Raw genomic sequence first — 22834 nt, 5'->3', positions numbered from 1 at the left:
AAGGCAGGGAGGACTTTGCGATGTACAATCCTGAGAATCAATATCGGTGTACAATAATTCGAGGTAAATCTCAGAAAGATATTGAGGATTTTTTGCCGGCTTATGCTCAGATTATTAATGAGATATGTCCGTGTGAAGAAAGTATATTTGAGAATGAATTTAATAAAAAATTGAGTGGCCTGATACCGCCGAATTCTCCACAAAAGACATTTAATAATCATCGTACTGAAATAGCTGGAAAGCTTTTCGGTATGTATTATAAAGTACATTCGGATTATAATGATGATATATATGTATATCCGGGTGAAAGGACAATAAAATATCTTAAAGATCAGGATCAGCCGGCGTTTTTTAAAGATATATGTTATAAAATGCAGTTTCCAAACGGCATGACTAAATTTGAAACAGTTAAAGAAAGGCTTGGCCTGGGCATATCTATACGACCATGCTGTTATATTGTTGAGGTTTTGATAGAGGCGAGCAGACATGATATTGTACTAACTAGAAATGATATCGGGTATTATGTGTTAAATGCACTTGATGCCTTAAAAAGAATAGCTTCTCCATATGAGATTGTGGAAACAATAGTGAAAGATCGTAACAAAGGTATTACATCTCATGTTATTGGTAATCCGGAAAAAGCATCATCATATAATGTGCAGCATATAAATGAACAACTTAATTATATGGAATTAGCTAACCTTATTGTTTTACACAATGATGGTACTGTCAGGCTCAATGAACGTGAGATTGTTACAATTAATCTGTTTGCTTCTCATTGGGATGATGATCCGGCATTTAATGTTGCTGAATATGATCTGAATTCGGTACAAGCCAGAGAATTTTTCGAATTTGCATGGGGTCAGTATTATTCTGCATTAAGCGCTGATGCGGCATCTTTTGAAACATCTTTATCTGCTTTGATTTCAGATAATGATCATAGCAATGACACTCAGACAGAGCAAGAAGATGATAATACTGTTGAGCTTGGTGATGAAGGTGAAAAATATGTCTATGAATATGAAAAGAAACGAGTCTCGGAATTTAGCGCAAGATTGGCAAATAAGGTCTTGGCTATGGGAAAAACTAGAGGCCTAGGCTATGATATTCAAACAGTTATGGCAATTCCGGGTGATAAGGCTGAATATGTTAAGTATATTGAAGTCAAAGCAACAAAGAGAATAACAGCACCGGATATTAATGATTCTTTATGGTTGGATACAATAAACATGACAAGGAATGAATGGGTTGCTGCGCAACAACATGGAGATTATTACTCTATATATCGGGTATACTTTGTTAGAGGCAATGTACTGATGTATATCATAGAAAACCCATATAAACTTTATGAGAAAGGGACTTTGTCCATAACACCAACAACATATAAAATGGACTTTGGCAATGATGCCATAGATAGAGTGATTAGTAAAGTAGATAAATGAAAGAGATGGATAGAATGTATAAAGTTGTGTCATTGTTTTGTGGGTGTGGCGGTGCAGATCTTGGATGCATTGGAGGATTTGATTATAATAATCAGCATTATGAACGGTTGCCTTATAATGTTATCTATGCAACAGATATAGACAAAAATGCAGTGGCCACATACAAACAGAATTTCCAGGAGGCCACGGTCGTTTGTGATGATATATGTAAAATAAAAGAAGATGTTATCCCTGATTGTGATATTATTCTGGGCGGCTTTCCATGCCAGAGTTTTAGTACTGTTAATCCAACAAAAAACCCTTTCGATGCCAGAGGCAACCTATATAAAGAAATGGTTCGAATAGTAAAAGCAAAAAAACCTTTGGCATTTATAGCTGAAAATGTCAAGGGATTTATGACTCTTAAGAGTGGCATTATTTTCAAAACTGTTGTAGATGCTTTTGAAGCGGCTGGATACAGAGTTTATTCAAAGCTGGTTAATGCATCTCATTATGGTGTGCCTCAAAAAAGAGAAAGATGTATACTGGTTGGCCTGAGAAAAGATATCGTCTCAGAATATGTTTTTCCTGAGGAAACCACGAAAGACAATCCGGTTCCTCTTTCTGTAGCAGTGAGAAAAATGGATATATCTGATAAGAAGTATTACTTTTCCCAACGAGCGGTTGAGGGTATGAAGAATGCAAGACCCAACATGAAACGCGGATTATGGCAAAGCCTTGATAAACCATGCCTGACGGTGACGAGCCACCTTGCTAAAGTCAGCCTTAATTCAAGAGATCCTGTACTACTAGTTGATCCGGAAAAGGAATTGTATAGAAGGTTTACTCCTAGAGAAGCGGCACGAATTCAATCTTTTCCGGAATCGTTCCAATTCGTAGGTTCTGATACTCTTGCTTATCGTCAAATAGGGAACGCTATTGCACCTGTTATGTTCTGGTATATTGCTAGAGAACTTGCTGAACTGCTTAATAAACAATAATAACTGTCCGATAAAGCGTAACAGGAGGCTGACTGAATGGATATCTATGAATCTATCAGGAATGCAAATGTTATTGATTATGGCCAGAAATTTGAAAAGTGGGCGCCAAGAATTCTTGTGGATCAATATAGTGACAGAACCCATTTTATCTATGAACTTCTTCAAAATGCTGAAGATGCAGAAGCTTCGTTTGTTAGTTTTCATCTATATAAAGACCGCTTTATACTACGGCATGATGGAAGAGCATTTAATGAAAACGACATTCGTGGAGTATGCGGAGTAAGTGCAAGCACGAAAACAGACAATTATAGAATTGGGCGATTTGGTATTGGATTTAAATCAGTATACGCATATACAAGTCAGCCCCATATACAATCAGGCGAATATGACTTCATTATCAAAAATCTGATTATGCCCTATCCAGTTACAACGAACCGGTTCTTTAATCAGACGGAAATTGTTTTGCCATTCGACGAAGATAAAAACATAGACAAAACATATGATGAAATTGCTTGTGCATTACGTAGATATATTATACCTGATTGTATGCTTACACTTTGTCATATCAAAAAAATAGAATATACAACATATGAGCCGATAACAAAAAGAATAATAACGAAAGAAATAAGACAACTATCCAGAAACGTTCAAGATATTACTGTTTCTGAAGATAATAGTTTATCTATAACCGGTATTACAAGACTTCTGGCTTTTATTTCAGAAGAGAAAAGGCCGGTGATGATAGCATACAAGATTGAAGAATCATATGGCGAGAAAAATGTTATACCATCAGACAATCCTTTGCTCTATGCTTATTTTCCAACAGCAATAGAAACTCATCAGTTTTTTTATATACATGCCCCGTTTGATACTACACCAGCGAGAGATAATATAAAGAATAATGATTACAATAAAAACCTGGTTATGAAATTATGTGGTGTCTTCCGGAAGAGCATTGATTGGCTTCGTGACAATAAACTAATCAATTTAAAATTTTTCAATCAAGTATATCCTATATATAAATATACTACGGATAATATTCTATCACCTTTGATGACTGAAGGTATAGAATTACTCAAATCTGACGATGCTGTTTTGCCAACAGCAGAGAAAGGGGAATATGGATGCCTTGCAGATTTGTATATACCTGAGAGCCAGAATATACTCGCTTGTTTTGATGATGCTTTACTGACAGAAATAGTGCAAAATAAAAAAGCGCGCTGGATGGATAAGACAATAGCATCGGAACCATCAAGAACTTTTCGAGAGTATCTGCACAATTATTTCTGTCCGAAGGTACTTGGATGGAAACAATTAGTGCAGAAAATACCGGTTTTAGCGCTGGAAGCGCAATCTGATTCCTGGCTGATTATGCTTATGAGAAGTATTCAGCCGTATTGTTATCAAGATCGAAGTGAAGACAGGATTGATGTTCGCAATATACCACTTGTGCGTCTTGAAAATGGAAAGCATTGCTGCGCACAGGATGGGACAGGAAAATACCTGGTATATCTGAATAATCCCGAAGCATGTAATAATACAATCAAAGCAAGCATTCTTAAGGACTTTTTTGCATATACTTTTTATTCACAAGTTTTGGGTATCAGGAAATATGATATTGTTGAAGAAATAACAAATGAGATTTTGCCCATATACATAAGTGAAAAAGAAAATGTCTCACTTGAAACAAACATTAAACATATAAAATTGATTTGCAAAGCGCTAACAACTGATTACATACGCGTAAGAGATATTATAGCGGGTCATCCGTTTATTTCAACTCAAAATGGCTGGAAAGCGCCGGAGGATTCATTTATACCATATAAATACTTTGATCAGACCAAGACTGAAAATGATCTGTTGGCATGGATGCAGGTTAATTGGTTGACTGATTTATACAAAGGCTGGTTAACTGTTGATGAACTTGTGTTAATAGGTTGCAAAACAGAACTGGAACCGGCTGATGTAAATTTATATGCTTATAAAGCATTGTTGAAAGAATTTAATGAGGAAAAGTATAACGAGTATTGTGATCGATATTTATCAAGAACATATCATGCGTCCAGAGATGACTATCATCTTTTGCGATCAATAAAAGGATTACCGGCATCTATCGATGGTCTGCCATATAAAGCCTCTGTTGCACTGGCAGAATATATATCGCGAAATATAACAGTGTACAAACTATTCGGTACTGTTTTAGCAGCAAATGATGCTGCTTTGAGAGGGAAATCATTATATACATTAGAAAACATACCTTCTGCATTAGGTCTTCTTTTAATGTATAGTCGTTGGATATATAAGGAAGATCAGAGAACATTTTGCTCTCCGTTTGAAATTAAGCGTTCGGAAATATCTTCTGTTTATGAAAAAAAAGGCAGACCGTTGCTCGACTTGCTACCATTTATACATGAAGATAATGCAGTACAAACATTGTTGGAACATTATGATCCCAGATATCACGAGTTTTTAACAGAACTATTAAATAACCCGAATGCACTGAATGATGCTTTTTCACTATATTCCAAAGAAAAAGACTCTTCAAAAGAAAATAACCAGAATGACAGCAGCCAGGAGAAAAAGCCCGCTGCGACAAATGCTGTAATAAAATATGATGCCAATGATGATTCTGAAGAACATAAAGATATAGAACGTGTAACAGAAGAAATCATGAAAAAAGCAGCTGAAGTAAGGAGGAGAAGAAAAAAAGAAAAAGAATGCGGAGAGGAACGTCATCAAGACAGAATCAAGAATATAATACAGGATTCCGAAGGCGTTGAAGAAGATGAATATACAAGAGCAACGGTAGACTTTGCTGGTAAGATAGAAAGAGCAAAAGAGAAAAGCGTTGAGGAAATAGAGAAAATAGCCAGATATGAAAAACTGTATAACTCAGTCAGAAATTCCGCACGTTATTCTTATGGCTGGTTTTGTACACTTCTTGAAATGGAAGCATTGAATAGCTATGAGAGCAGTCAGAATTCAAGAGAAATATCCGTCAGCTTCGGTAAAATTGATAGAGAACCGGGTACATCAAGGACGTTTGTATTGCGCTATCCTAGTCGAAGTATTCCTCGCTTTTTGGAAGATCTGTCTGATATACCTCTACTTTTGAATGGTGAAAATCAAACGAAAAAAGTAGCTATTGAGGTTGCCAGTGTTCAATCATATTCTTTGCGTGTAAAACTGAAGAATGGGTATGAACTTGACGATTATGACCTTCATTCAGTGAAGGAAGCACATATTGACGCAAGAAATCCTGTGTTCCTGATAGATTCATTATATGAGCGTTTTCTTGAACTGGGATTACCTCGGAATTATTGTATGCAGAATAATTTGTGCGAGAATATAGAGTTTATTTTCGGCCCTCCTGGTACAGGTAAAACGACATATCTATCTTCACAAGTGATATTACCGCTACTTAAAGAAGATGAAGTCAGGATACTGGTGCTAACGCCTACAAACAAAGCTGCAGACGTTTTGACAAATCGTATAATGGCTGTTTGTGATAATACTTCCTGGAAAGAATGGCTTATACGTTTTGGAATAACAGGTGACGAGACAATTGAAAAAGCCGGTGTATATAGAGACAAATCATATGATGTGCGGAATATAAAAAAAAGTGTTACAATTACAACCATAGCTCGGTTTTCTTATGACTATTTTATGCCTGGAAATGAAAGACTATATATTCGTGAATTAAACTGGGATTATATAATTATAGATGAAGCGTCTATGATACCTATCGCAGATATAGTGTATCCACTTTATAAGAAAACCCCGGTACGGTTTATTATCTCCGGAGATCCTTTTCAGATAGAACCGGTATCTACGGTTGATTTATGGAAGGATGAGAATATATATACGCTTGTTAAACTGAATTCATTTACCAATCCGGTTACAGTTCCAATTCAATACAAAATAAAGCTGTTGACTACGCAGTATAGAAGTGTGCCAACAATAGGTGAAGTATTCAGTCGTTTTTCCTATGGCGGAGTTTTGCAACACTACCGCAAGAAAGAATCACAGAAAACACTGAATATTGATGATTATTTAGACATACAGACATTAAATATAATAAAGTATCCTGTAAGCAAATATGAAAGTATATACAGACCGAAGTTGTTACAGCACAAGACACCTTATCATATATACTCTGCGTTATTTACTTATGAATATACGAATTATCTGAGGAATGCTATAGCTTCAAAAAATCCGGGAGTAAAATATAGTATAGGGATAATAGCTCCTTATCGTGCCCAGGCTGATTTAATAGAAAAATTAATGTCTTCAGGAGGAAAAACAGATAATATCAGCATCAGTACCGGGACTATACATGGTTTTCAGGGTGATGAATGTGATATTGTTATTGTTGTATTAAATACCCCACAAGCAATTTCAGAGTCAAAAGGGATGTTTCTCAACAAACAGAATATACTCAATGTAGCAATCAGTAGAGCTAAAGACTATCTGTATATTATTATGCCTGATGATGATACTGAGAATATATCAAAGCTAAAGCTTGTTAAGGAACTGGAAAGTATAATAAAAGAACAAGATTCTTACAATGAATTTCAATCCCATGAAATTGAACGGCTGGCATTGGGAAATGAAAGGTATATCGAAAACAATACTTTTTCTACAAGTCATCAAGTGGTAAATATCTATGGTTTACCGGAAAGCAAATATGAAATAAGAAGTGAAGAAACTGCGATTGATATTCAGATTCATACGAATAAAGCCTTGAAATAAATGGATGGTGGTGAAACTGCTTTGGCAGATATAGTTAGTCGAGAAAGACGCAGTTGGAATATGGCACGTATAAAGGGAAAGGATACTTCTATAGAGATCAAGGTGAGAAAGTATCTCTTTAGTCATGGGTTTAGATATAGAAAGAATGTTAATTATCTTCCGGGTAAGCCTGATATTGTACTGCCAAAATATAGAACAGTGATTTTTGTTCATGGGTGTTTTTGGCATAGACATCCTGGCTGTAAAGACGCTACCATACCGAAAACAAGAACAGATTTTTGGCAGCATAAATTTGACAGGAATGTTTATAATGATAAAAAGAATAAAGAAAAGCTTATCGAAACAGGTTGGAGAATAATTACTGTCTGGGAATGTGAAATTGAAAAGAGGTTTGAAGAAACAATGAATAGAATCGAGACAGAAATCAAGAACGAATAGGCTGATAGAATCCTAACAGGTTTAAAAGTTATATTATAATGGGGGCGCAGTATGTTTAGTATTGGTTATAAAAAAAATGAGATTGTATTTCATGATGATTTATGCAAAAAGACGAGCTGCGGATGTATGGGTGGTATCCGTTATTCAAAGAAAAATAATATATTGGTTTTATTCGTAAAGAAAAATAGTCAATATGAAAATGTCTGGGAAGGTGACTTGCTGAAATATATGGGCTCTGGAAAAGGAAATCAGTCAATTTATAAACAGGGGAATATAAAATTAGCAGAAGCAACAAAAAACAATACAGATATATTTCTGTTTGAATGGCTAGATATGTATCAGTGTAGATATATTGGCAGAATGATTTTGGACAATGAACCGTATTATGAAATGCATCAAAATAAATATGGTGAAATGGAACGAAAAGTTATTTTCCCATTAAAAATGCTGAATTAATTTCGGGAATAAAAATATCTATACCAGACGCAAGTGTTTTCTTATGGAGAATTGGAGGGGGGGCAGAATGAATCAGAATGAAATGATTGGCCATCGTATTAAGAATGCTCGTAAGGCTAAAGGGATGAGTCAGAAACAGTTGGCAGATAAATTAGGAGTTTCTTATCAGGCTGTTAGTACATGGGAGAATGATAAGTATCTTCCGGATTCTAGCCATCTGGCATCGATGGCGAAAGAACTGGACCTTTCGGTAGGGACTCTGTTTGTGGAAATAGAAAATGAATGGAAATTGAAACCTATTAATATTGATGCCAAATGTTTGTACTTGTATGTGAAGAGATCAGCACTGAATATGAGTATGACTCAGACTTTGGCTGCCTTGGAATTGTTATGGAAAGAACGCGATAATCAAGTGTGCCGATCTAAATTTGGATTTAAGTATTCCTGCATAGTACATTCATTAACTATGGCTTGTCATGCTTTGGCTATGGGATTGAAAAATGACAATATTATAGCAGCTTGTTTAATGCATGATATACTGGACAACACGAATATAAAACTGGAAAATCTACCTGTTAACGAGCGTATTCGAGATGTAGTTCGATTAATTTCAAAGTCTATGTACAATCCGAACGATCCGGATAAAAGAAAAAAATACTATGAAAATATACGGAGAAACCAACTGGCTTGTATGGTTATATGTCTAGATCGGGTAAACAATCTTGCTGGAATGGCAGACGTATTTTCAAGGAGAAAAATGATCTCTTATATCGAAGAAACGGATACGGAATACCCGGCACTTTTAGATATAATCAAGAAAGTACCGGAATGGAATAATGCGTGGTGGTTGTTACAGTACCAATTGGTTACGTTGCTTGAAACATTTAAAAGAATATTATGAACAAAACAGTATCTTAGCTCTTGTTGTGTTTTTGACTCCGAATGAGGTTTACGATCATATCAATTGAAGAATATATTCCTTTCATATATTCTTCAAAATTTACATTATCAAATAGATTCAGATAATCTATGTTTTCCTGTTTGAAGTTGGCATTGTTACATTTGTGCAAATATGCCCACCAGTAATAATTCGCATCATTTTCATGTGTCAGAATACTTGGCGGTGTTAGGTGCTCACGGATATATTTAGCGGCTTCTTCTGCTTTTGCTTCAATTGGCCGTATGCCGAAGTATAATCGTTGATGAATCTCAAAACTTAGGACGATTTTTCCTTCCAAGGCTTTGTCGGACACAGGAATATTATAATTTATATGGGGGAGGGTGATGCGGCTTGTCTTGTAATAATCTTCGCATTCTTTCACATAGTAATCTTTGCTTTCGGTAATTCCAAACTCTGCCATATGGCTTTTGATAAGATCGAATATCTTTTGCATAAAGCGGGCTTTGATATCTGGCAGCGCATGTGTAATCTGTATTGCTGCCATGATGTTCTCACTTGAGGACTCAATTACATCTGTGATATCATTCATCATATTTCCTTTCTGCATGCCTGTCAGCTTTCTTATTACGTTCTCAAACTGGCCAAGGATTTCTTTTACCGGTTGAATTTTATCCATTTCCGGCGCGTTTATACATTCACCCAGCCAGACAAGTATTTCATCTGCAAATGATATGCAATCAAGTTTCACCTGCGCCGTATCACTTTTGCTTATACTTATATCGGAAGGTTCATGGCCGTCTAAAGTCAGATAGAATATTTTAGCTTGGGGATCTATTCTAGATGCATACAGATAATAATCCCTGCATTGATTTGCCTGATCATCTGCATAGATTTTTACTTCAATGGGGAACAATCGGCTTTTGATATGGATAACAAGGTCTATTCTCCTTGCCTGATTAATTGTTTCTTCCTGGATAACGCTGGCATGCCGGTATTCCTCATCTGTAAACTCATCTGTTTTGAGTACTGTCTTCATAAACCTGTGAAGAAAAAAAATTCCCTGGCCGTGGCTTCCTTTAGGGTCTAAAAGCTCCCTTATAAACCGGCATACTTTTACTTCATCGCTGGCGATACCCTGAACCAAAAAGATGTTAAACTCTTTTCCCTGTTTAAAAGCCTCATCGTGGTAACGGGCGACAATCGGTTTTATTTCATCCAGGAGATGAATAATACGGTTTTCTTGCATGGCAACTCCTTATAGGTATTCGTCAACTTGGAAGAGTATCTCCACCGGCTTTCTGCTGCGCGTATTTGATCACCCTTCTCAGATTCTCTGTGAATGTTTTGATTTCAGCTTCCTGAGTTTCAGCATCTAATAAAGCTAATGCGTTTCCAAGGAAGAATGCGGAGGTTTCTTCTGTAACGAACAAATAATCCTCCATCTGATGTTCCATGGATTCACTGTCTACACCGCAATAATGAGCAGAGAGGTAATTGGTAACCTTGTTATTAGCTTGATCATAGATCTCCTGGGAAAGTTGAATCAACTCGTTGTAGTGTTTCGTATCCATACTGTCTCCATATTATTCATAGAAGTATACGTTGCCGAATATGGGTTTAATAACCTCAAGAAGGAAATCGAGCTTTTTCCGCAGGTGAGGACGCTCTGCCCACCAATCCTGATCATACTTAAACAATGCTTCGATGACTGTCGCTCGATCTTCCATTGCATCGACCATGCTATAACCACGTGCGAACCAGTCTTCTTGAGGTGTTGCTTGTTCCCAGATGTCTTGCATGAAATAGTCTTCTGAATACTCGAAACCTTCAGGATTCAGATCATTCCAGTGATCAAAGATGTATGGATCCTCTGAAGTGATTCTGTATTCCATAGCATGCCATATCTCATGATGGATATTCAAATAATTAAACATTCCAACAGCTAAGAATATGTTATAGTATCCATCTTCTATGGTTGAAACACCGGCCATGGGATTGCTTTCATAGAGAAGCTGGTCAGGTATCAGGATGCGGAAGCCTTTAGGGGCTTCGCTGCATTTGAATAGATCAAAAAAACCTGGGGGATAGATAGAGAATGTATCATCTATTGTCTGGATTTCCTTAGTATAACTATACAACCCGGCGATGTTCATAAAAGGTGTACGGCCTTGTGGTTTGTCACCTATAGAGAAATAATCGTCCTTTACAGCCGACTTGCATTCTGATCCGATTAATATGGATACATCATAATGTGTTTCCATAAAGTTTGCAATGGATCGCGCAGTTTCATAATCCGTTTCTCTATCGGGGTCTGCTGAAGATGGAATGGGAAAAGCAATTAATAGGATAATCAGAAATGAGAAGAGTTTTTTCATCTGTTATGACTCCTATCAAAAACTGTATGTATTTACATATAGTATGACATAAAAAAGGATACCTCGTCAAAAGGGAAAAAGAAACTATGACGCAAATCTTCAAAGAAGATATTGAGAAAAGTCTGCCGCAATTGAATAACGTCTATGAAGAGCGCACGAGAGACAATCCCTGTAACCGCATGACAACCTGCCGGAAACGGTAAGGGTGCCAAAGCTTGACCGGTTGGATGAAATAACGCGAAGCTATCCTGTCAGAATGAGAGGATGGCTTTTCTATACCCTGTATGAAAGCATGGAAAAGAATAAGTGAATCGACAGTTTTCAGAATGTTTTTTTTGTTGTGGAGCACGACAGAGAATGATATATTTATAGCATATAAACAGCATAGTATTTGTATTGAGCAAACATATAAGAAGGAGGTGCCCGCATGTATCTTCCTCCAAGTGAACATCTTGCCGTTGATACCCTTTCGGGCATCTTCTCTGATATGAGTGAATCCTATAAGATTTTCTGGTTCAACAGCATACTGCAGGGAATCGCTTCCGGACATGTCCGGCAGACGTTTGATGAGATCATCAACCGTATGGTTGTGGATGCCTGGTATATGGTAACAGAGTATCACCTGAACCTGGGGCCCTCTGACGGTCTGGAAAAACTGGTGCATACTGTACAGGCGGAAACGGGCCTTCCGTCCAACGCGAAAGAACAGGATATCCTTGCGTCGCTGGGAGAGAATACAAACAAAGAGATTAGTAACCTGAAAAAGCGCCTGATTCTGTTTGTGCCCTATCGGCTTCAGGTTCCTTTCATGAAGGATATCAGGGGAAAGATGCTGGAGAATCATGCAGTGTTGCGGGAGAGAATCAACAGCGATGAAAGCATGATCTATTCCTTCGGAGATGGGAAAGGACTTTCCAATACCATTGAGGTTTCTACGGACTGGATGGATTACCTGTATACCAACAACGCGATTGTTTCCGGCTGGGTGGAACTGTGTATGATCAAATATCTGCAGCGCAGGAATCCCAGTGTTCCCGGACTGGCGGATAAGATCCGGCCGCCGGAGGTGCGCAAACTGAAGAAAGCGAAAGATTTTTGGAATGCCGTGGTGGACTATACACCGGTGGAGAATATCTATATTCCGGGACAGATGATGAGCACGGCAGACCTTTCTCTGGATCATTTTGTACCCTGGAGTTTTGTGGCTCATGATGAACTCTGGAACCTGGTACCGACTACAAAAGCAATCAACAGCAGCAAAAGTAATGACCTGCCCAACTGGGAAGTATTCTTTCCCAAACTGGTGGAGACAGAATACAAAGCCTACCAGACAATCTGGGAGGCGGATAAGATTCATGAGCTGTTTGACAGATGCGCCAAGGAACATGTGAACAGCAATGAAGCAATGACAGGATTATACAGGCCAGGAATAACGAAGGACGAATATGTTGTTCATCTGGTGAACCTGCTCTGGCCGACCTACCAGGCAGCAAAGAACCAGGGATTTATGGAATGGCATTTAGGGACATAAAGTAAGGATAAGCAGAAGAATACATCTCAAGCTACGCTTGAAATCATAAGTACAACTTCAACCCCCATCTGCTGTTCTCCATTCCCTCCTTCTGCTATGCTGATCATGCGGCTGGGCCGCTGACAGAGCGAAGGAGGGATTGTTATGTGTGGAAACAAAACTGATCTGCTGGATCGAGCTGTGGCGTTTGCTGCGGCAAAACATGCCGGAGCCAAGAGGAAAGGAACCACAATTCCCTATATTACTCATGTGGTAGAAGCCATGGAGATCGTATGCCATCTGACAGAAGATGAAGAAATCCGGGCAGCCGCAGTGCTACATGACACCCTGGAGGATACAGATACCACCAGGGAAGAGCTGGCGGAACTCTTCGGGGACAGGATTGCAGACCTGGTTGCCGCTGAAAGCGAGAACAAACGTGAAGGACAGCCGGAGGAAGATACCTGGACGATCAGGAAGCAGGAAACAATCCGGCATCTGTCTGATGCAAGCACAGACATCCGGAGAATTGCCTTGGGAGATAAACTGGCGAATATCCGTGCAATGTACAGAGACTATATTGTTATCGGAGAAAAACTGTGGGAACGGTTTAACCAGAAGGATCCTGTAATGCAGGGAATGTATTACGGCCTGCTTGCCAATATGTTCTATGAAGATGAAAAACTCAGAAATACTCCTGAATACAGGGAATATGTTGTACTGTGTTCTAAAGTGTTCAGTGGGACATATGACGGGGAAGGAAACCCGATCGAAAAAGAAGAGACTGAAGAAGAATTCTATCCCGGGATTCCGCTGGAAGCCTTCAGGCAGAACCTGAATGAGTGGCTGGAGAATCCGGCATGGAGGGAATACTATGAGACTGCTCCGTCCATAGAATGCCAGACATTGATCGCTCTGGAATTCTGGTACAGCGAAACTGAGTCAGAAGCAGCGGTGGAAGCAATGGAAGGTGTGGAGACAGATCTGAAACTGGATGACTGGAAACACCTGTATAAGTGGTGCGGGAATAACCCGAGAAAAGGATTGATTGCAAGGAAGATTCAGGAGATGGAAGAAAAAATTGACAATGCTGAGTATTAATGCGGAGGAATGGGCCGCCTGGGAGTATGTTTTTCCAGGCGGCTTATGCTTTGTGATGGTTTATGGGTTTGGAATCTGCAAAAAGAAAAATGTTTATATGTTCTTATAGGACATGAAAAACCTATCACATGTGTGGCAATAACTCCGAATGGCTTATGCGTGAGCGGATCAGAGAATGGCTTTTTGCGGGTTTGGGATATATGTACTGGTAAATGTGTTAACAAACTGGATTATTTGAATTTGCGTGGGATGAATATTTCTAGAGCACAATTGGATACAGAGTTGAAGATGGTTTTGCATGCAAATGGAGTAATCGAATAATAGTTATTTGGTTTTATAGAATATGGGAAGATGGTTCTGAACAGAGATCTTTTTCTTTTGTTGTAGAGTGATTGTTCGATACTCGTAGTCGGGGAAGAACAACTGCTCACAGTGCGGCAGTCCAGCCCCCAAATGTTGTGCTCTGTGATTGTCGATATCTAAGGGCTTCATAACTCGGTGAATTCTGATTATGAATTGGAAGGTCCTGAGAATAAGGTATGGCTAGGAAACTTTTTCAGCTTGGCTGTTGTGTTTGTTTACAGCCTGCTGGCACTGTTTGATGTGTTCTCGGTAGTAACGCAGAACCTTGTGGTATAGATGCTGAATCAGGTGTGACGTTTCTGGGATTGATCAGCGTGACTGTGGCTCCGATCACAGCGGGGAGGGATAGTGAACGAGCCGTGGGGTATGAAGAACCGTGGAATGAAACTAAATAATTGTATAAAATATGTATTAGGCATTCAATGCGAACCGGAGGCCTTTTTCTTTTTGCAAAAATATGCTATTGTTTTGCAAAACGCATGTGATGGTGGAATAAAATGGAATCTAAAAATGATATATTACGGCAGAAAAGGATTTATTTGGAAGCACCTAGTTACTTCAATAAGTGGTCACAATTTGAAGACCCAGATGGACTTTTGCGACAATATTTACAAGAAAGCTATCATTGGACGAATAGTATTGTACTAGAAGCAGGAGCGGGGACTGGAAGAATAACGGACTATTACGTAAATGTAGTTAGCAAAGCTTTTTTGACGGATAATTCAGAAAATATGATAAGACTACTGAATGAAAAGTATGGAAACATGAGTAACGTGGTTCCGCTCTTGTGTGATCATAGAGATTTATGGGAAAAGCATACTATACATCCGACGGTTTTCATAAGTGCATTTAGTTTGGGATATGCTTTTTCTGATAATTTATTATCTTCAAAGGAGATTGAGGAACAGTTAAAAAAGATAATTCCCCCAAATTCCAAAGTGTTTATTATAGAATGCACAGGAATGTTTAATCGATTCGAAAATGCTACAAAGAGCTTTCTTAATTATGTGGATGGACTTAATTCTATGTTTGAATCTGAAACGTTAAAGACATGCTTTCGGTTTGGTTCTGCTTATGAAGCTGTAGAATGCGCTGAAGGTCTTTTTTCAAAAGAAGTTGCTAAAAAAATAGAAAAAGGTGGCCTTTTGGAATTCCCTGATTATATAACCATTTGGCACAATTAGTTATAAACATAACAACAATATAGTTTATCAGCAAATAATCATGGAGGAATTGGAGATGCGTGGATATTATACATGGTATACAAAAATAAGTATTGCAGCAGCTGTTCTTGTTATTTCTCTACAAGGCGTGTTTGAAAAACTAATTATTAATTCTGCATTGATACCTGAAGATAATAAAGTTCTTGCGATTATAATAGAAATTGTAGTTTCCTTAGGCGTATTTGCGATGGTTTATCAATTCGCAATTTGGTTGTATGAAAAATATATATGGAAAATAGTATTAAAGCGCATTAATGTAACGGGTAAGTGGTATGTGGAAGTGCAGGTTGACTATGGGGGAGGGAAAGTGGTTTCTCGTTATGGAGAAGTCAATATAGATCAATCCATGGGAGAATTAACTTTAACAGGATATCAATTTAGTAAAAACAACGAGACAGAAGTGAAAAATACTTGGACCATATGGAATTCCACGTTTGCAATGATAGATTCAAAAGGAACAATTCAAATGAAATATAATTCTCAAAGATGTGCAACAGATAAATCAGATGAGTATGCTCATCCGGCTAAAGAAGGTATTGTGGAAATGAATGTGGATTGTAATGAAAAGGGGGTTCCATGTACTATGAAAGGATCATATACAGAATATCTCCCCAAATTTGTTAAAGGCTTCATTAGAATGAGAAGAACAACGTATGGTATTCCAAAGGAATATCTTGAAGAAATTAACTCTTTATACTTATTACCGGATGAAGAATCTTGATTTCTGAATCTATATACATAGGAGAGCAACCATGACAAACAACTGTCATCTTTTAATTGTTGGGTTCGATGAGATTGTTGCAAATAAATACATGGAAGTTGTGCTTAAATGTATTCAGGAAGGTATTGTGTCTGGATACTCCATTATTGATTTATGTGGTCAAGAACGCAGAATAGAAAAGTGGATTGGTGAAACTGAGGCAAAACCCGATGCGTGTTATTATATGCCATATAGCGCATGTAAAAATGGGATAAAAATAGATGAGCAAAGTTTTAAAAGAATAGTTTTTCAGTTGATAGATAAAAATATGAATTTGAAAGTGTATATAGCGACTGAAGCAAGTAGTCACGAGTATTATTTGCGTTTTTTTATGAGTAAAGGGATATCTGTTCTTTCTGAAAAACCAGTTATATGCCCAATGAAGGATGGACAATTTGATCCAATTAGAATAACGCCTATTATGAAGGAATTATGTACGTATTTGAACATATACCATAATAGGTGTTCAGTCATGAATTTTGATAGATATCACAAATTGTTTTATGACAAGGTCTATGAACCCGTAAAGCGATTAGTTGATACTGAGGGATCACCTATAACATCTATTCATATAAAACAATGTGGAGGGGTATGGAATACACATAAAGAGTTCGATACAAGAACAGACCATCCTTACAAATATGGATATGGAATGTTGATGCATGGTGGATACCATTACATAGATTTAGCTGCTCAATTTCTAAAAATCAATAAAGATTTATATGCTAATATTCCTTTGTCGCTGTCGTTTGTTACATATATGGCAAATCCCATGGATCAAGAGTCTAGAATAGGTAGTAGTCCAAGTAATCTAATAAATGATATCAGAACAGAAAATGATTTATGCGGACCAGGGTATGGGGAAACTGATTTTGTCACTATTTTAAAACTTTCTAATATGAATACTCATGCAGTTATTACTCTTGGCTCAATTTGTCTTGAACAAACAACAACATCAATACGAAATTGGGAAATAATACCTGAAGGACAGTATAATAAAAACGGACGTGTAAGTGATATCGAATTGGATGTATCAGTATCTGTTGTACATAGAACGCATCTTCATAGTTATGATATGCCAACTAATATAGCTTGCAATGTTGATAGTTTAAAAACAAATGTACGGATTTCCACGTGGAATAATATATCTCTATTACCGGAAGAAAATGCATATGAAGAAAAGGAGTTTTGTAATATTCATCATAGCGATGGAAATAAACAAGTATTGTATAAATGGCTTCATAATGATGATAATAGAAGCACGTTTGAATCACATTTGTTAACAATGGAAATGGTGCAATCGATAGCATTATCTATGAAACAGCCAGGTAAAGAGATAAGGATGGTTTTATAATGATGATGTAATGAACTGAATATACTTTTTATCAGATGCGTTGTATGAAAAACAAAATCGTAAAAAAAGAAGCATGAAAAAGAGAAGAACATTAATATGTCGTGTAACTATTTGGGTGATCTATAGCGTGCTTGATAAAGTAGTATAAGGCTCTAGCAGATACTGACTATAACTTCTCTCAATACTTAAAACATGGAGTTTTTGATTAGTTTAAGGAGAAACTCACATCTGAGTATTAAATAACAAATCGAAATTACTCTCTGAACATTTTTACTTCCGTTCCATATGAATTGTTCTTTTCAAAAGATAAAGATGCTGCACTATCATTTATACTTGGTGAATATAATAGTGATGATTTTACAAATTTATAGCAAGAACTCGATATGAATTATCAATTCGTGACCAAATAAAAACCGTGGCGGATAAACAAGGTATGCGTCTGGATGTTATTGATATACTATGTGTGGAAGCGAAATATCAAGGGAAGAATTGGAGTAATAGTTCAGTTTCTACTCACATGACATATGTGGCAAATAAGCAAATATCTGAGTTAAAGGATTACTTTGAAATAAAACCCAAGATTGAGACATTGAGTTAATATGTATTCATGATGAGGCATATGCTATAAAATAATGAAGTCGTCAAAAAGTCATCAATATATGGACTTTTGATAAAACGAGCCTTGTGACTGCTGGTTTATAAAGGCTTCCGATCTTGGAGAATTCTGACTATGAATCAAAAAGTTGTGGGTTCGAATCCCGCCGGGATCACCATAAGGGAGACGCTGAAAGGCGCCTCTTTTCTTTATGTTTCAATGGATTGCTGGTTTTTGGAAATTTTGACGATTTGACCGGATTATACAGGCTTATGATTGCGTAACACGTAAAAAACACGTGTTAACATGTCCTGTAAGGGGTCAAAACAGGGTCAAAATGAAGGGTTTTGGTGCTATATAAATCAAGGATCAGGAGAGATTTGATGTGTACCTAGGGGGCAAATATGATTGCTTTGGACAGTATAAATCGCCGCGCTTGAATACGTGAAAAACCAGCAATCCCTTACGGGATAATGGGTTAATGTATTACCATGTGGTTGTTAGGCTTTGAATCTATCGTTGTTGAAGTCATTCGGCTTAATAGCATCATATGATAAAACACTTTTAGAAATCCTTATCTTTTGATTGGTACGCATGAAGCCATGCGGCACCAATAGCAATGGCGGCTGATCCGATAATGGGGAATAGCTTTTTCAGCATAGACCATACAAGTTTTTTGTCCATTCCGCGTTTCTGTGCGTCGGAGATGGTTTGCAGATAGGCACGGCTTTCTTCTTCAGTATCAATATACTCTTCAGTCTCTTCTTGATTGAGAAGGATATCCAGAGCTTGACGTAGAACGACATCGCCATTATCATTTCGTTTATCAGCTTCGTCTTCAAAAGCGGTACGTAAAGAGACATAGTAACCAGGAGATAGACGAACGCTGTTAGTTTCAAGATTGTGGATGCTTTGCTTGGTAAGGCCGACTTTTTTTCCTAATTCTTCTGCTGTCCATCCAGCTAATTTTCGAAATGTATTTAGATTTCGCTGAAATCGTCTGATTTCTGGATCTTTGCTTTCAACCTTTTTTGTTATGGTTGATTTGCTTTTCATTTTATGCACCTCTTTCACTATAATAATATCATGGTTTCCATTTTTTATCAACAAACTATAATATGTTATATATTCATGAAATGACTAAAAATACTTGACAAAACGACGCAAAGTAAATCATAATACAAGAGGTTGATAGTTATCGACTTGTTATTTGATAAAAAAGGAGGTGTTTGGTGTGGAATGGGATTATGCTGAATTGTCGAAAGAAGCAAAAAAAGCCGGCGGCCCAGAGAAGTATGTTGATTCACTTATAAAGAACGCTGAGCAAAATGGGCAACAATCAATGTATCCTTGGGTTGTGGTTGCGACAGTCGGAGGAGCATTAATAACAGCTGGAATTGCCAAACTTGTGTCGTATTTTAGAGAAAAAAAGGCAGTATCAGAAAAAGAATTAGAAGCAACAAGAGCAAAACTGATACAAGGTATAAAAGATTATGAAGCAGCATATCCGGAGAATGATGCTCAAGATGAGAATAAGCAGGATCATATTAAAGAAGAAGTGAACGAAAAGAAGAATACTATAGAGCATTAATGATGCGGATTGAAGTAATGATATAAAGCATATATGTAAATCGAATGTTAAATGTACCTAAGAACCCGAATTCAGAAAAAATACGGAATTCGGGTTCTTGCAATTATTGAATGTTATGGCTGGGAGGGGGGAACTCCTTCGGTATATTTATTGATTATGTTTACAGCCTGCTGGCACTGATTAATGTGTTTCCGGCGGTGAAACAGAACACGGCGATGCAACTGCCGAACAATGTGCTGACATTCCTGGGACTGATTGGTGCGATCGTGGATCGCACTACTGCCAAACTGGAAGACAGCGATCGAGCCATGGGGTATCAGGAACCATGGAATGATAACAGAGAATAATTGAATATTGTAGTTATCTGCTCTGGAACAATTTTTGTTCTAGAGTTTTTGGGGTCATTAAATACATAGCAAATGCAAATATGTTATATCAAAAGAGTAAATGGAGTTGATTCTCAATATGATATGTGATATAAACTTTTTTAGAATACACGGGGCTTAGGGTTTAGAGTATAGCTCCGTGTTGGTTTTTATTTTTTCATATGTAGTTGCTTGTGATTTGCTTCTAGTTAGGAAGAAAAAATGGGATTGTGCTATAAATGATGCTTCTGAAAGTGATGCTTTTTTGGTTAATACTTTATGAAACCATGACAAGATATAAAACGAAGGATAGGAGCTAGTAAAATGAAATCAAGGCAAAAAAAAGAATTAACTAGAAAACTGAAACTGGAAAATGGTCAATATGAAGCATATTTATTTTCTGGCGATATAATACGCCATATAGATTTATCAGATAAAACAGGATTACAAGAACTGAAACAGAAAAAGAAAAAAGCGCAAGTGTTGGCTTGTTACGATGAAACAAGTAATAATACAAGAGCAGACTTTGGTGAAGTTGTAATCAAGCATGGTGTACAGAATATAAAAAAGAGGATTTCTGTCGAGAAATTGCTTGATGAATGTAAGTTAGTCAAGAACTCTGACATTGGGAAATCGATAAGGCGAGGACAATCTTCAAAACCAGTAATCGTTTTGGTCCCCCAAAGGGCGGAAAAAAGTGTGGAGAAGGTTAAAACGAGGCTTAGGTCAGCAGATATACAACCAGCGGTAATTAGCATTGATTCAAATATAAAACAAAAAAAAGTAAGCCAGAAGATAAAAATATCAGATGTAAAGGGGTATCAACATTCTGTCTTTTCACGTGCAGATTATATAATAGGACCTGGTGTATCAAGACAGGCAATAGGAAAAGTTGTCGTTCCCAAAAAGGATGATAAAGATGAGGAAGAACAGGAGGGCCAGAAAACAAAACCACAGCTTCCGATAGATTGATGATGTGAAGGAGATTATGTTCTGATGATATGGCAAATGACAATTAAAGATTTGCTAGTGTTGTTTTTCCCAGGATATATTGTTATTCAAGCTTGTCAGTTTATTAGAAAGAGCTCAGTGCGTAATGATGCAAATATAGATACGGGAATTGGGCGTGAAATACTTTTAAGCATTCTAATAAGTGCGGCCATAAAATATATTGTCGACTCTTGGATAAGGCCTGCTTTACCTAAGAACTGGCAAGAAGAGAATCAGATAATAATCATTTCTTTTGGGGTTGCAATACTATTTGTTTTGCTTGTCTATTTCAGTTCGAAGTCGAAAAGGATAATGAAGATTATCGTGGACTTCTTTGGTATAAGTCCATCGGCAAATATTTGGAACTATATGCTTGAAGAAGGAGCGTATGTGGAATTCCAAACAGAAAGGAAAGGCAAAAAAGTATTTGTAAGGGGACAAATAGAAGCTTATCAGGTTGACGATGATGGCGATTGTCGATTGGTTTTAAGGGATTATATAATTCGTGATTATAATATGCATAAGGATGTAATATTGCCTGCGGATGCAGATAGAGATGCATTCTTTGTAGTTTGTAGCAAAGATTTGTCTCATATAGAGGTAAGAAAAGACAAGGCGTATGATTCAAAGAAGAAACGGAAAAAATTGAACAAATTGGTATCCCAACAAGATAAGTTGGAAAAAAGAAAGGCAAAGTATGATTCTGAAAAGAAGAGTATTGACGACTCTAAACAATGGAAAGTTATAAGATTCATACGAAAAATCCCTATATTTATTAAAGAATTACTATTTGTGAAACTTTGGATGGGACACGGTAGCGCATCACGACAAACTGAATTAAAAAAAAGAAAGGAAAAGTATGATTCGAAAAAGAAAATTATTGATGATACGAAACAATGGGTAGTTATAAGATTCATACGAAAAATCCCTATATTTATTAAAGAATTACTACGTGTGAAACCTTGGCTGGGACGTTGTGGCAATAAGATAAAGACTGAAGTGAAGTCAGAATGGTATAAAAATGAAGTATATAAGGATATGATGCAGTTCGCATATCGGCATTGTGAGGAAAATGGTGTTGCAAACAAATATAACGAGCTTTCATATGAATTTTCAGGTAATATGATTAATTACAATCATGTAAAGTATGAAGATAATGATGAAAAGTTAACATTGGTTTTATCAGTGGAAAACGTGATAGCTGATGGTGACAAGAGCAGGATTTTTATGAAAGAAAAAACAGAACCTTATAAGATAGAGATTACTGATGATGGTAAAAAAATTCTTGGGTTACAAGAATGATGAGGAAGATAAAGAATCCTGAGTTGATGATAAAATGAGATCCGCAATATTAGCACCGGAGTGGTGAACCGCATCCCTTCAAGTGGACAGTGAAATAAAAAGAAGTGAACGAGAAATCTCTGGTGACCAGCAATGGTTATCAGAGATTTTCTTTGGGGAGTGCACGGCAAATAGCACCCTGCTGTCATCCGGTCAAGGAGCAAATTCATCTTACCGCGCACAGTCAAGGGTGCTTTCCTTCCTTCCCCCCCTGCCGCGGTGGGCACCCCCCTTTTCTCCCGGTACCGCATCGCTCTGGATTATCTCGTGACGGTAAGGATTTTTTACATCGCTCGG

Annotated in this window: 20 protein-coding genes; 16 read left to right on the top strand and 4 right to left on the bottom strand. The window is 37.3% G+C overall.

The genetic code is table 11. The features are described 5' to 3' along the window. Window positions 1-20 precede the first annotated feature (20 nt). The 6 genes from JYE50_RS10625 (at window position 21) to JYE50_RS10600 (ending at window position 8969) form a co-directional block, all read left to right on the top strand. Window positions 21-1442 carry a protein NO VEIN domain-containing protein gene (locus tag JYE50_RS10625; protein WP_179138294.1) on the top strand — a complete coding sequence of 474 codons (1422 nt, stop codon included), beginning with the start codon at window positions 21-23 and terminating at the stop codon, window positions 1440-1442. A 14-nt stretch (window positions 1443-1456) separates the two neighbouring features. Continuing rightward, entirely contained in the window at window positions 1457-2422 is a 966-nt protein-coding gene (locus JYE50_RS10620; protein WP_084095513.1) for a DNA cytosine methyltransferase, read from the top strand. A gap of 36 nt (window positions 2423-2458) precedes the next feature. Beyond that, the gene (locus JYE50_RS10615) at window positions 2459-7174 is read left to right on the top strand and encodes a DEAD/DEAH box helicase (RefSeq protein ID WP_084095512.1); all 4716 of its coding nucleotides are present in this window, start codon (window positions 2459-2461) and stop codon (window positions 7172-7174) included. Continuing rightward, entirely contained in the window at window positions 7175-7612 is a 438-nt protein-coding gene (locus JYE50_RS10610) for a very short patch repair endonuclease (RefSeq protein WP_084095511.1), read from the top strand. It abuts the gene before it with no gap. Window positions 7613-7663: 51 nt separating this feature from the next. After that, window positions 7664-8068, top strand: a complete 405-nt coding sequence (locus JYE50_RS10605) for an SRA domain-containing endonuclease (protein WP_084095510.1) — start codon at window positions 7664-7666, stop codon at window positions 8066-8068. 67 nt (window positions 8069-8135) lie between these two features. Then, window positions 8136-8969 carry a helix-turn-helix domain-containing protein gene (locus JYE50_RS10600; RefSeq protein WP_283399180.1) on the top strand — a complete coding sequence of 278 codons (834 nt, stop codon included), beginning with the start codon at window positions 8136-8138 and terminating at the stop codon, window positions 8967-8969. A 13-nt stretch (window positions 8970-8982) separates the two neighbouring features. On the opposite strand, the gene JYE50_RS10595 is transcribed toward JYE50_RS10600, so the two are convergent. From JYE50_RS10595 to JYE50_RS10585, 3 genes are read right to left on the bottom strand one after another with little or no spacing between them, the layout of a single operon-like run. Continuing rightward, a complete protein-coding gene (locus JYE50_RS10595; RefSeq protein ID WP_084095508.1) occupies window positions 8983-10215 on the bottom strand; it encodes a PDDEXK-like family protein in 1233 nt (410 codons plus the stop codon). Between the two features lie 22 nt (window positions 10216-10237). Continuing rightward, window positions 10238-10540 (bottom strand): hypothetical protein, encoded by a 303-nt coding sequence (locus JYE50_RS10590; protein ID WP_084095507.1) that lies wholly within the window; start codon window positions 10538-10540, stop codon window positions 10238-10240. A 12-nt stretch (window positions 10541-10552) separates the two neighbouring features. Next, a complete protein-coding gene (locus JYE50_RS10585; RefSeq protein ID WP_084095506.1) occupies window positions 10553-11344 on the bottom strand; it encodes a hypothetical protein in 792 nt (263 codons plus the stop codon). A gap of 427 nt (window positions 11345-11771) precedes the next feature. On the opposite strand from JYE50_RS10585, the gene JYE50_RS10580 reads away from it, so the two are divergent. The 6 genes from JYE50_RS10580 (at window position 11772) to JYE50_RS10560 (ending at window position 17655) form a co-directional block, all read left to right on the top strand. Then, window positions 11772-12875, top strand: coding sequence for an HNH endonuclease domain-containing protein (locus JYE50_RS10580; protein ID WP_084095505.1), 1104 nt, complete (start codon window positions 11772-11774; stop codon window positions 12873-12875). A gap of 144 nt (window positions 12876-13019) precedes the next feature. Next, window positions 13020-13955: an HD domain-containing protein gene (locus tag JYE50_RS10575; protein ID WP_283399179.1), complete on the top strand. Its 936-nt coding sequence runs from the start codon at window positions 13020-13022 to the stop codon at window positions 13953-13955. Window positions 13956-13964: 9 nt separating this feature from the next. Further along, window positions 13965-14276: a WD40 repeat domain-containing protein gene (locus JYE50_RS15510; RefSeq protein WP_084095504.1), complete on the top strand. Its 312-nt coding sequence runs from the start codon at window positions 13965-13967 to the stop codon at window positions 14274-14276. A gap of 539 nt (window positions 14277-14815) precedes the next feature. After that, window positions 14816-15502, top strand: a complete 687-nt coding sequence (locus JYE50_RS10570) for a class I SAM-dependent methyltransferase (RefSeq protein ID WP_143763588.1) — start codon at window positions 14816-14818, stop codon at window positions 15500-15502. A 55-nt stretch (window positions 15503-15557) separates the two neighbouring features. Next, window positions 15558-16262, top strand: a complete 705-nt coding sequence (locus JYE50_RS10565) for a hypothetical protein (RefSeq protein WP_084095501.1) — start codon at window positions 15558-15560, stop codon at window positions 16260-16262. Window positions 16263-16293: 31 nt separating this feature from the next. Next, window positions 16294-17655 carry a hypothetical protein gene (locus JYE50_RS10560; protein WP_084095500.1) on the top strand — a complete coding sequence of 454 codons (1362 nt, stop codon included), beginning with the start codon at window positions 16294-16296 and terminating at the stop codon, window positions 17653-17655. Between the two features lie 1159 nt (window positions 17656-18814). Here the strand turns inward: JYE50_RS10560 and JYE50_RS10555 are convergent. Further along, entirely contained in the window at window positions 18815-19306 is a 492-nt protein-coding gene (locus JYE50_RS10555) for a helix-turn-helix transcriptional regulator (RefSeq protein WP_084095499.1), read from the bottom strand. A gap of 178 nt (window positions 19307-19484) precedes the next feature. Between JYE50_RS10555 and JYE50_RS10550 the strand changes: the two genes are divergently transcribed. The 4 genes from JYE50_RS10550 (at window position 19485) to JYE50_RS10535 (ending at window position 22498) form a co-directional block, all read left to right on the top strand. Beyond that, a complete protein-coding gene (locus JYE50_RS10550; protein WP_084095498.1) occupies window positions 19485-19841 on the top strand; it encodes a hypothetical protein in 357 nt (118 codons plus the stop codon). A gap of 110 nt (window positions 19842-19951) precedes the next feature. Then, the gene (locus JYE50_RS10545; protein ID WP_084095497.1) at window positions 19952-20188 is read left to right on the top strand and encodes a phage holin; all 237 of its coding nucleotides are present in this window, start codon (window positions 19952-19954) and stop codon (window positions 20186-20188) included. Window positions 20189-20530: 342 nt separating this feature from the next. Then, entirely contained in the window at window positions 20531-21178 is a 648-nt protein-coding gene (locus JYE50_RS10540; protein WP_084095496.1) for a hypothetical protein, read from the top strand. A gap of 24 nt (window positions 21179-21202) precedes the next feature. Next, window positions 21203-22498 (top strand): hypothetical protein, encoded by a 1296-nt coding sequence (locus tag JYE50_RS10535; protein ID WP_084095495.1) that lies wholly within the window; start codon window positions 21203-21205, stop codon window positions 22496-22498. Window positions 22499-22834 lie beyond the last annotated feature (336 nt).

The sequence above is a fragment of the Aristaeella lactis genome, assembly GCF_018118585.1.
In the GTDB taxonomy this organism is placed as follows: Bacteria; Bacillota; Clostridia; order Christensenellales; family Aristaeellaceae; genus Aristaeella; species Aristaeella lactis.
This window is presented reverse-complemented; position numbering and strand designations above follow the sequence as displayed.

Bases quoted from the DNA above. Each gene is read 5' to 3' on its own strand.
- JYE50_RS10590 (WP_084095507.1), bottom strand. From the start codon at position 10,540: ATGGATACGAAACACTACAACGAGTTGATTCAACTTTCCCAGGAGATC.
- JYE50_RS10545 (WP_084095497.1), top strand. From the start codon at position 19,952: ATGTTATGGCTGGGAGGGGGGAACTCCTTCGGTATATTTATTGATTAT.
- JYE50_RS15510 (WP_084095504.1), top strand. From the start codon at position 13,965: ATGGGCCGCCTGGGAGTATGTTTTTCCAGGCGGCTTATGCTTTGTGAT.
- JYE50_RS10560 (WP_084095500.1), top strand. From the start codon at position 16,294: ATGACAAACAACTGTCATCTTTTAATTGTTGGGTTCGATGAGATTGTT.
- JYE50_RS10610 (WP_084095511.1), top strand. From the start codon at position 7,175: ATGGATGGTGGTGAAACTGCTTTGGCAGATATAGTTAGTCGAGAAAGA.
- JYE50_RS10580 (WP_084095505.1), top strand. From the start codon at position 11,772: ATGTATCTTCCTCCAAGTGAACATCTTGCCGTTGATACCCTTTCGGGC.
- JYE50_RS10595 (WP_084095508.1), bottom strand. From the start codon at position 10,215: ATGCAAGAAAACCGTATTATTCATCTCCTGGATGAAATAAAACCGATT.
- JYE50_RS10535 (WP_084095495.1), top strand. From the start codon at position 21,203: ATGATATGGCAAATGACAATTAAAGATTTGCTAGTGTTGTTTTTCCCA.
- JYE50_RS10605 (WP_084095510.1), top strand. From the start codon at position 7,664: ATGTTTAGTATTGGTTATAAAAAAAATGAGATTGTATTTCATGATGAT.
- JYE50_RS10555 (WP_084095499.1), bottom strand. From the start codon at position 19,306: ATGAAAAGCAAATCAACCATAACAAAAAAGGTTGAAAGCAAAGATCCA.
- JYE50_RS10565 (WP_084095501.1), top strand. From the start codon at position 15,558: ATGCGTGGATATTATACATGGTATACAAAAATAAGTATTGCAGCAGCT.
- JYE50_RS10600 (WP_283399180.1), top strand. From the start codon at position 8,136: ATGAATCAGAATGAAATGATTGGCCATCGTATTAAGAATGCTCGTAAG.
- JYE50_RS10620 (WP_084095513.1), top strand. From the start codon at position 1,457: ATGTATAAAGTTGTGTCATTGTTTTGTGGGTGTGGCGGTGCAGATCTT.
- JYE50_RS10585 (WP_084095506.1), bottom strand. From the start codon at position 11,344: ATGAAAAAACTCTTCTCATTTCTGATTATCCTATTAATTGCTTTTCCC.
- JYE50_RS10625 (WP_179138294.1), top strand. From the start codon at position 21: ATGTACAATCCTGAGAATCAATATCGGTGTACAATAATTCGAGGTAAA.
- JYE50_RS10540 (WP_084095496.1), top strand. From the start codon at position 20,531: ATGAAATCAAGGCAAAAAAAAGAATTAACTAGAAAACTGAAACTGGAA.
- JYE50_RS10575 (WP_283399179.1), top strand. From the start codon at position 13,020: ATGTGTGGAAACAAAACTGATCTGCTGGATCGAGCTGTGGCGTTTGCT.
- JYE50_RS10570 (WP_143763588.1), top strand. From the start codon at position 14,816: ATGGAATCTAAAAATGATATATTACGGCAGAAAAGGATTTATTTGGAA.
- JYE50_RS10615 (WP_084095512.1), top strand. From the start codon at position 2,459: ATGGATATCTATGAATCTATCAGGAATGCAAATGTTATTGATTATGGC.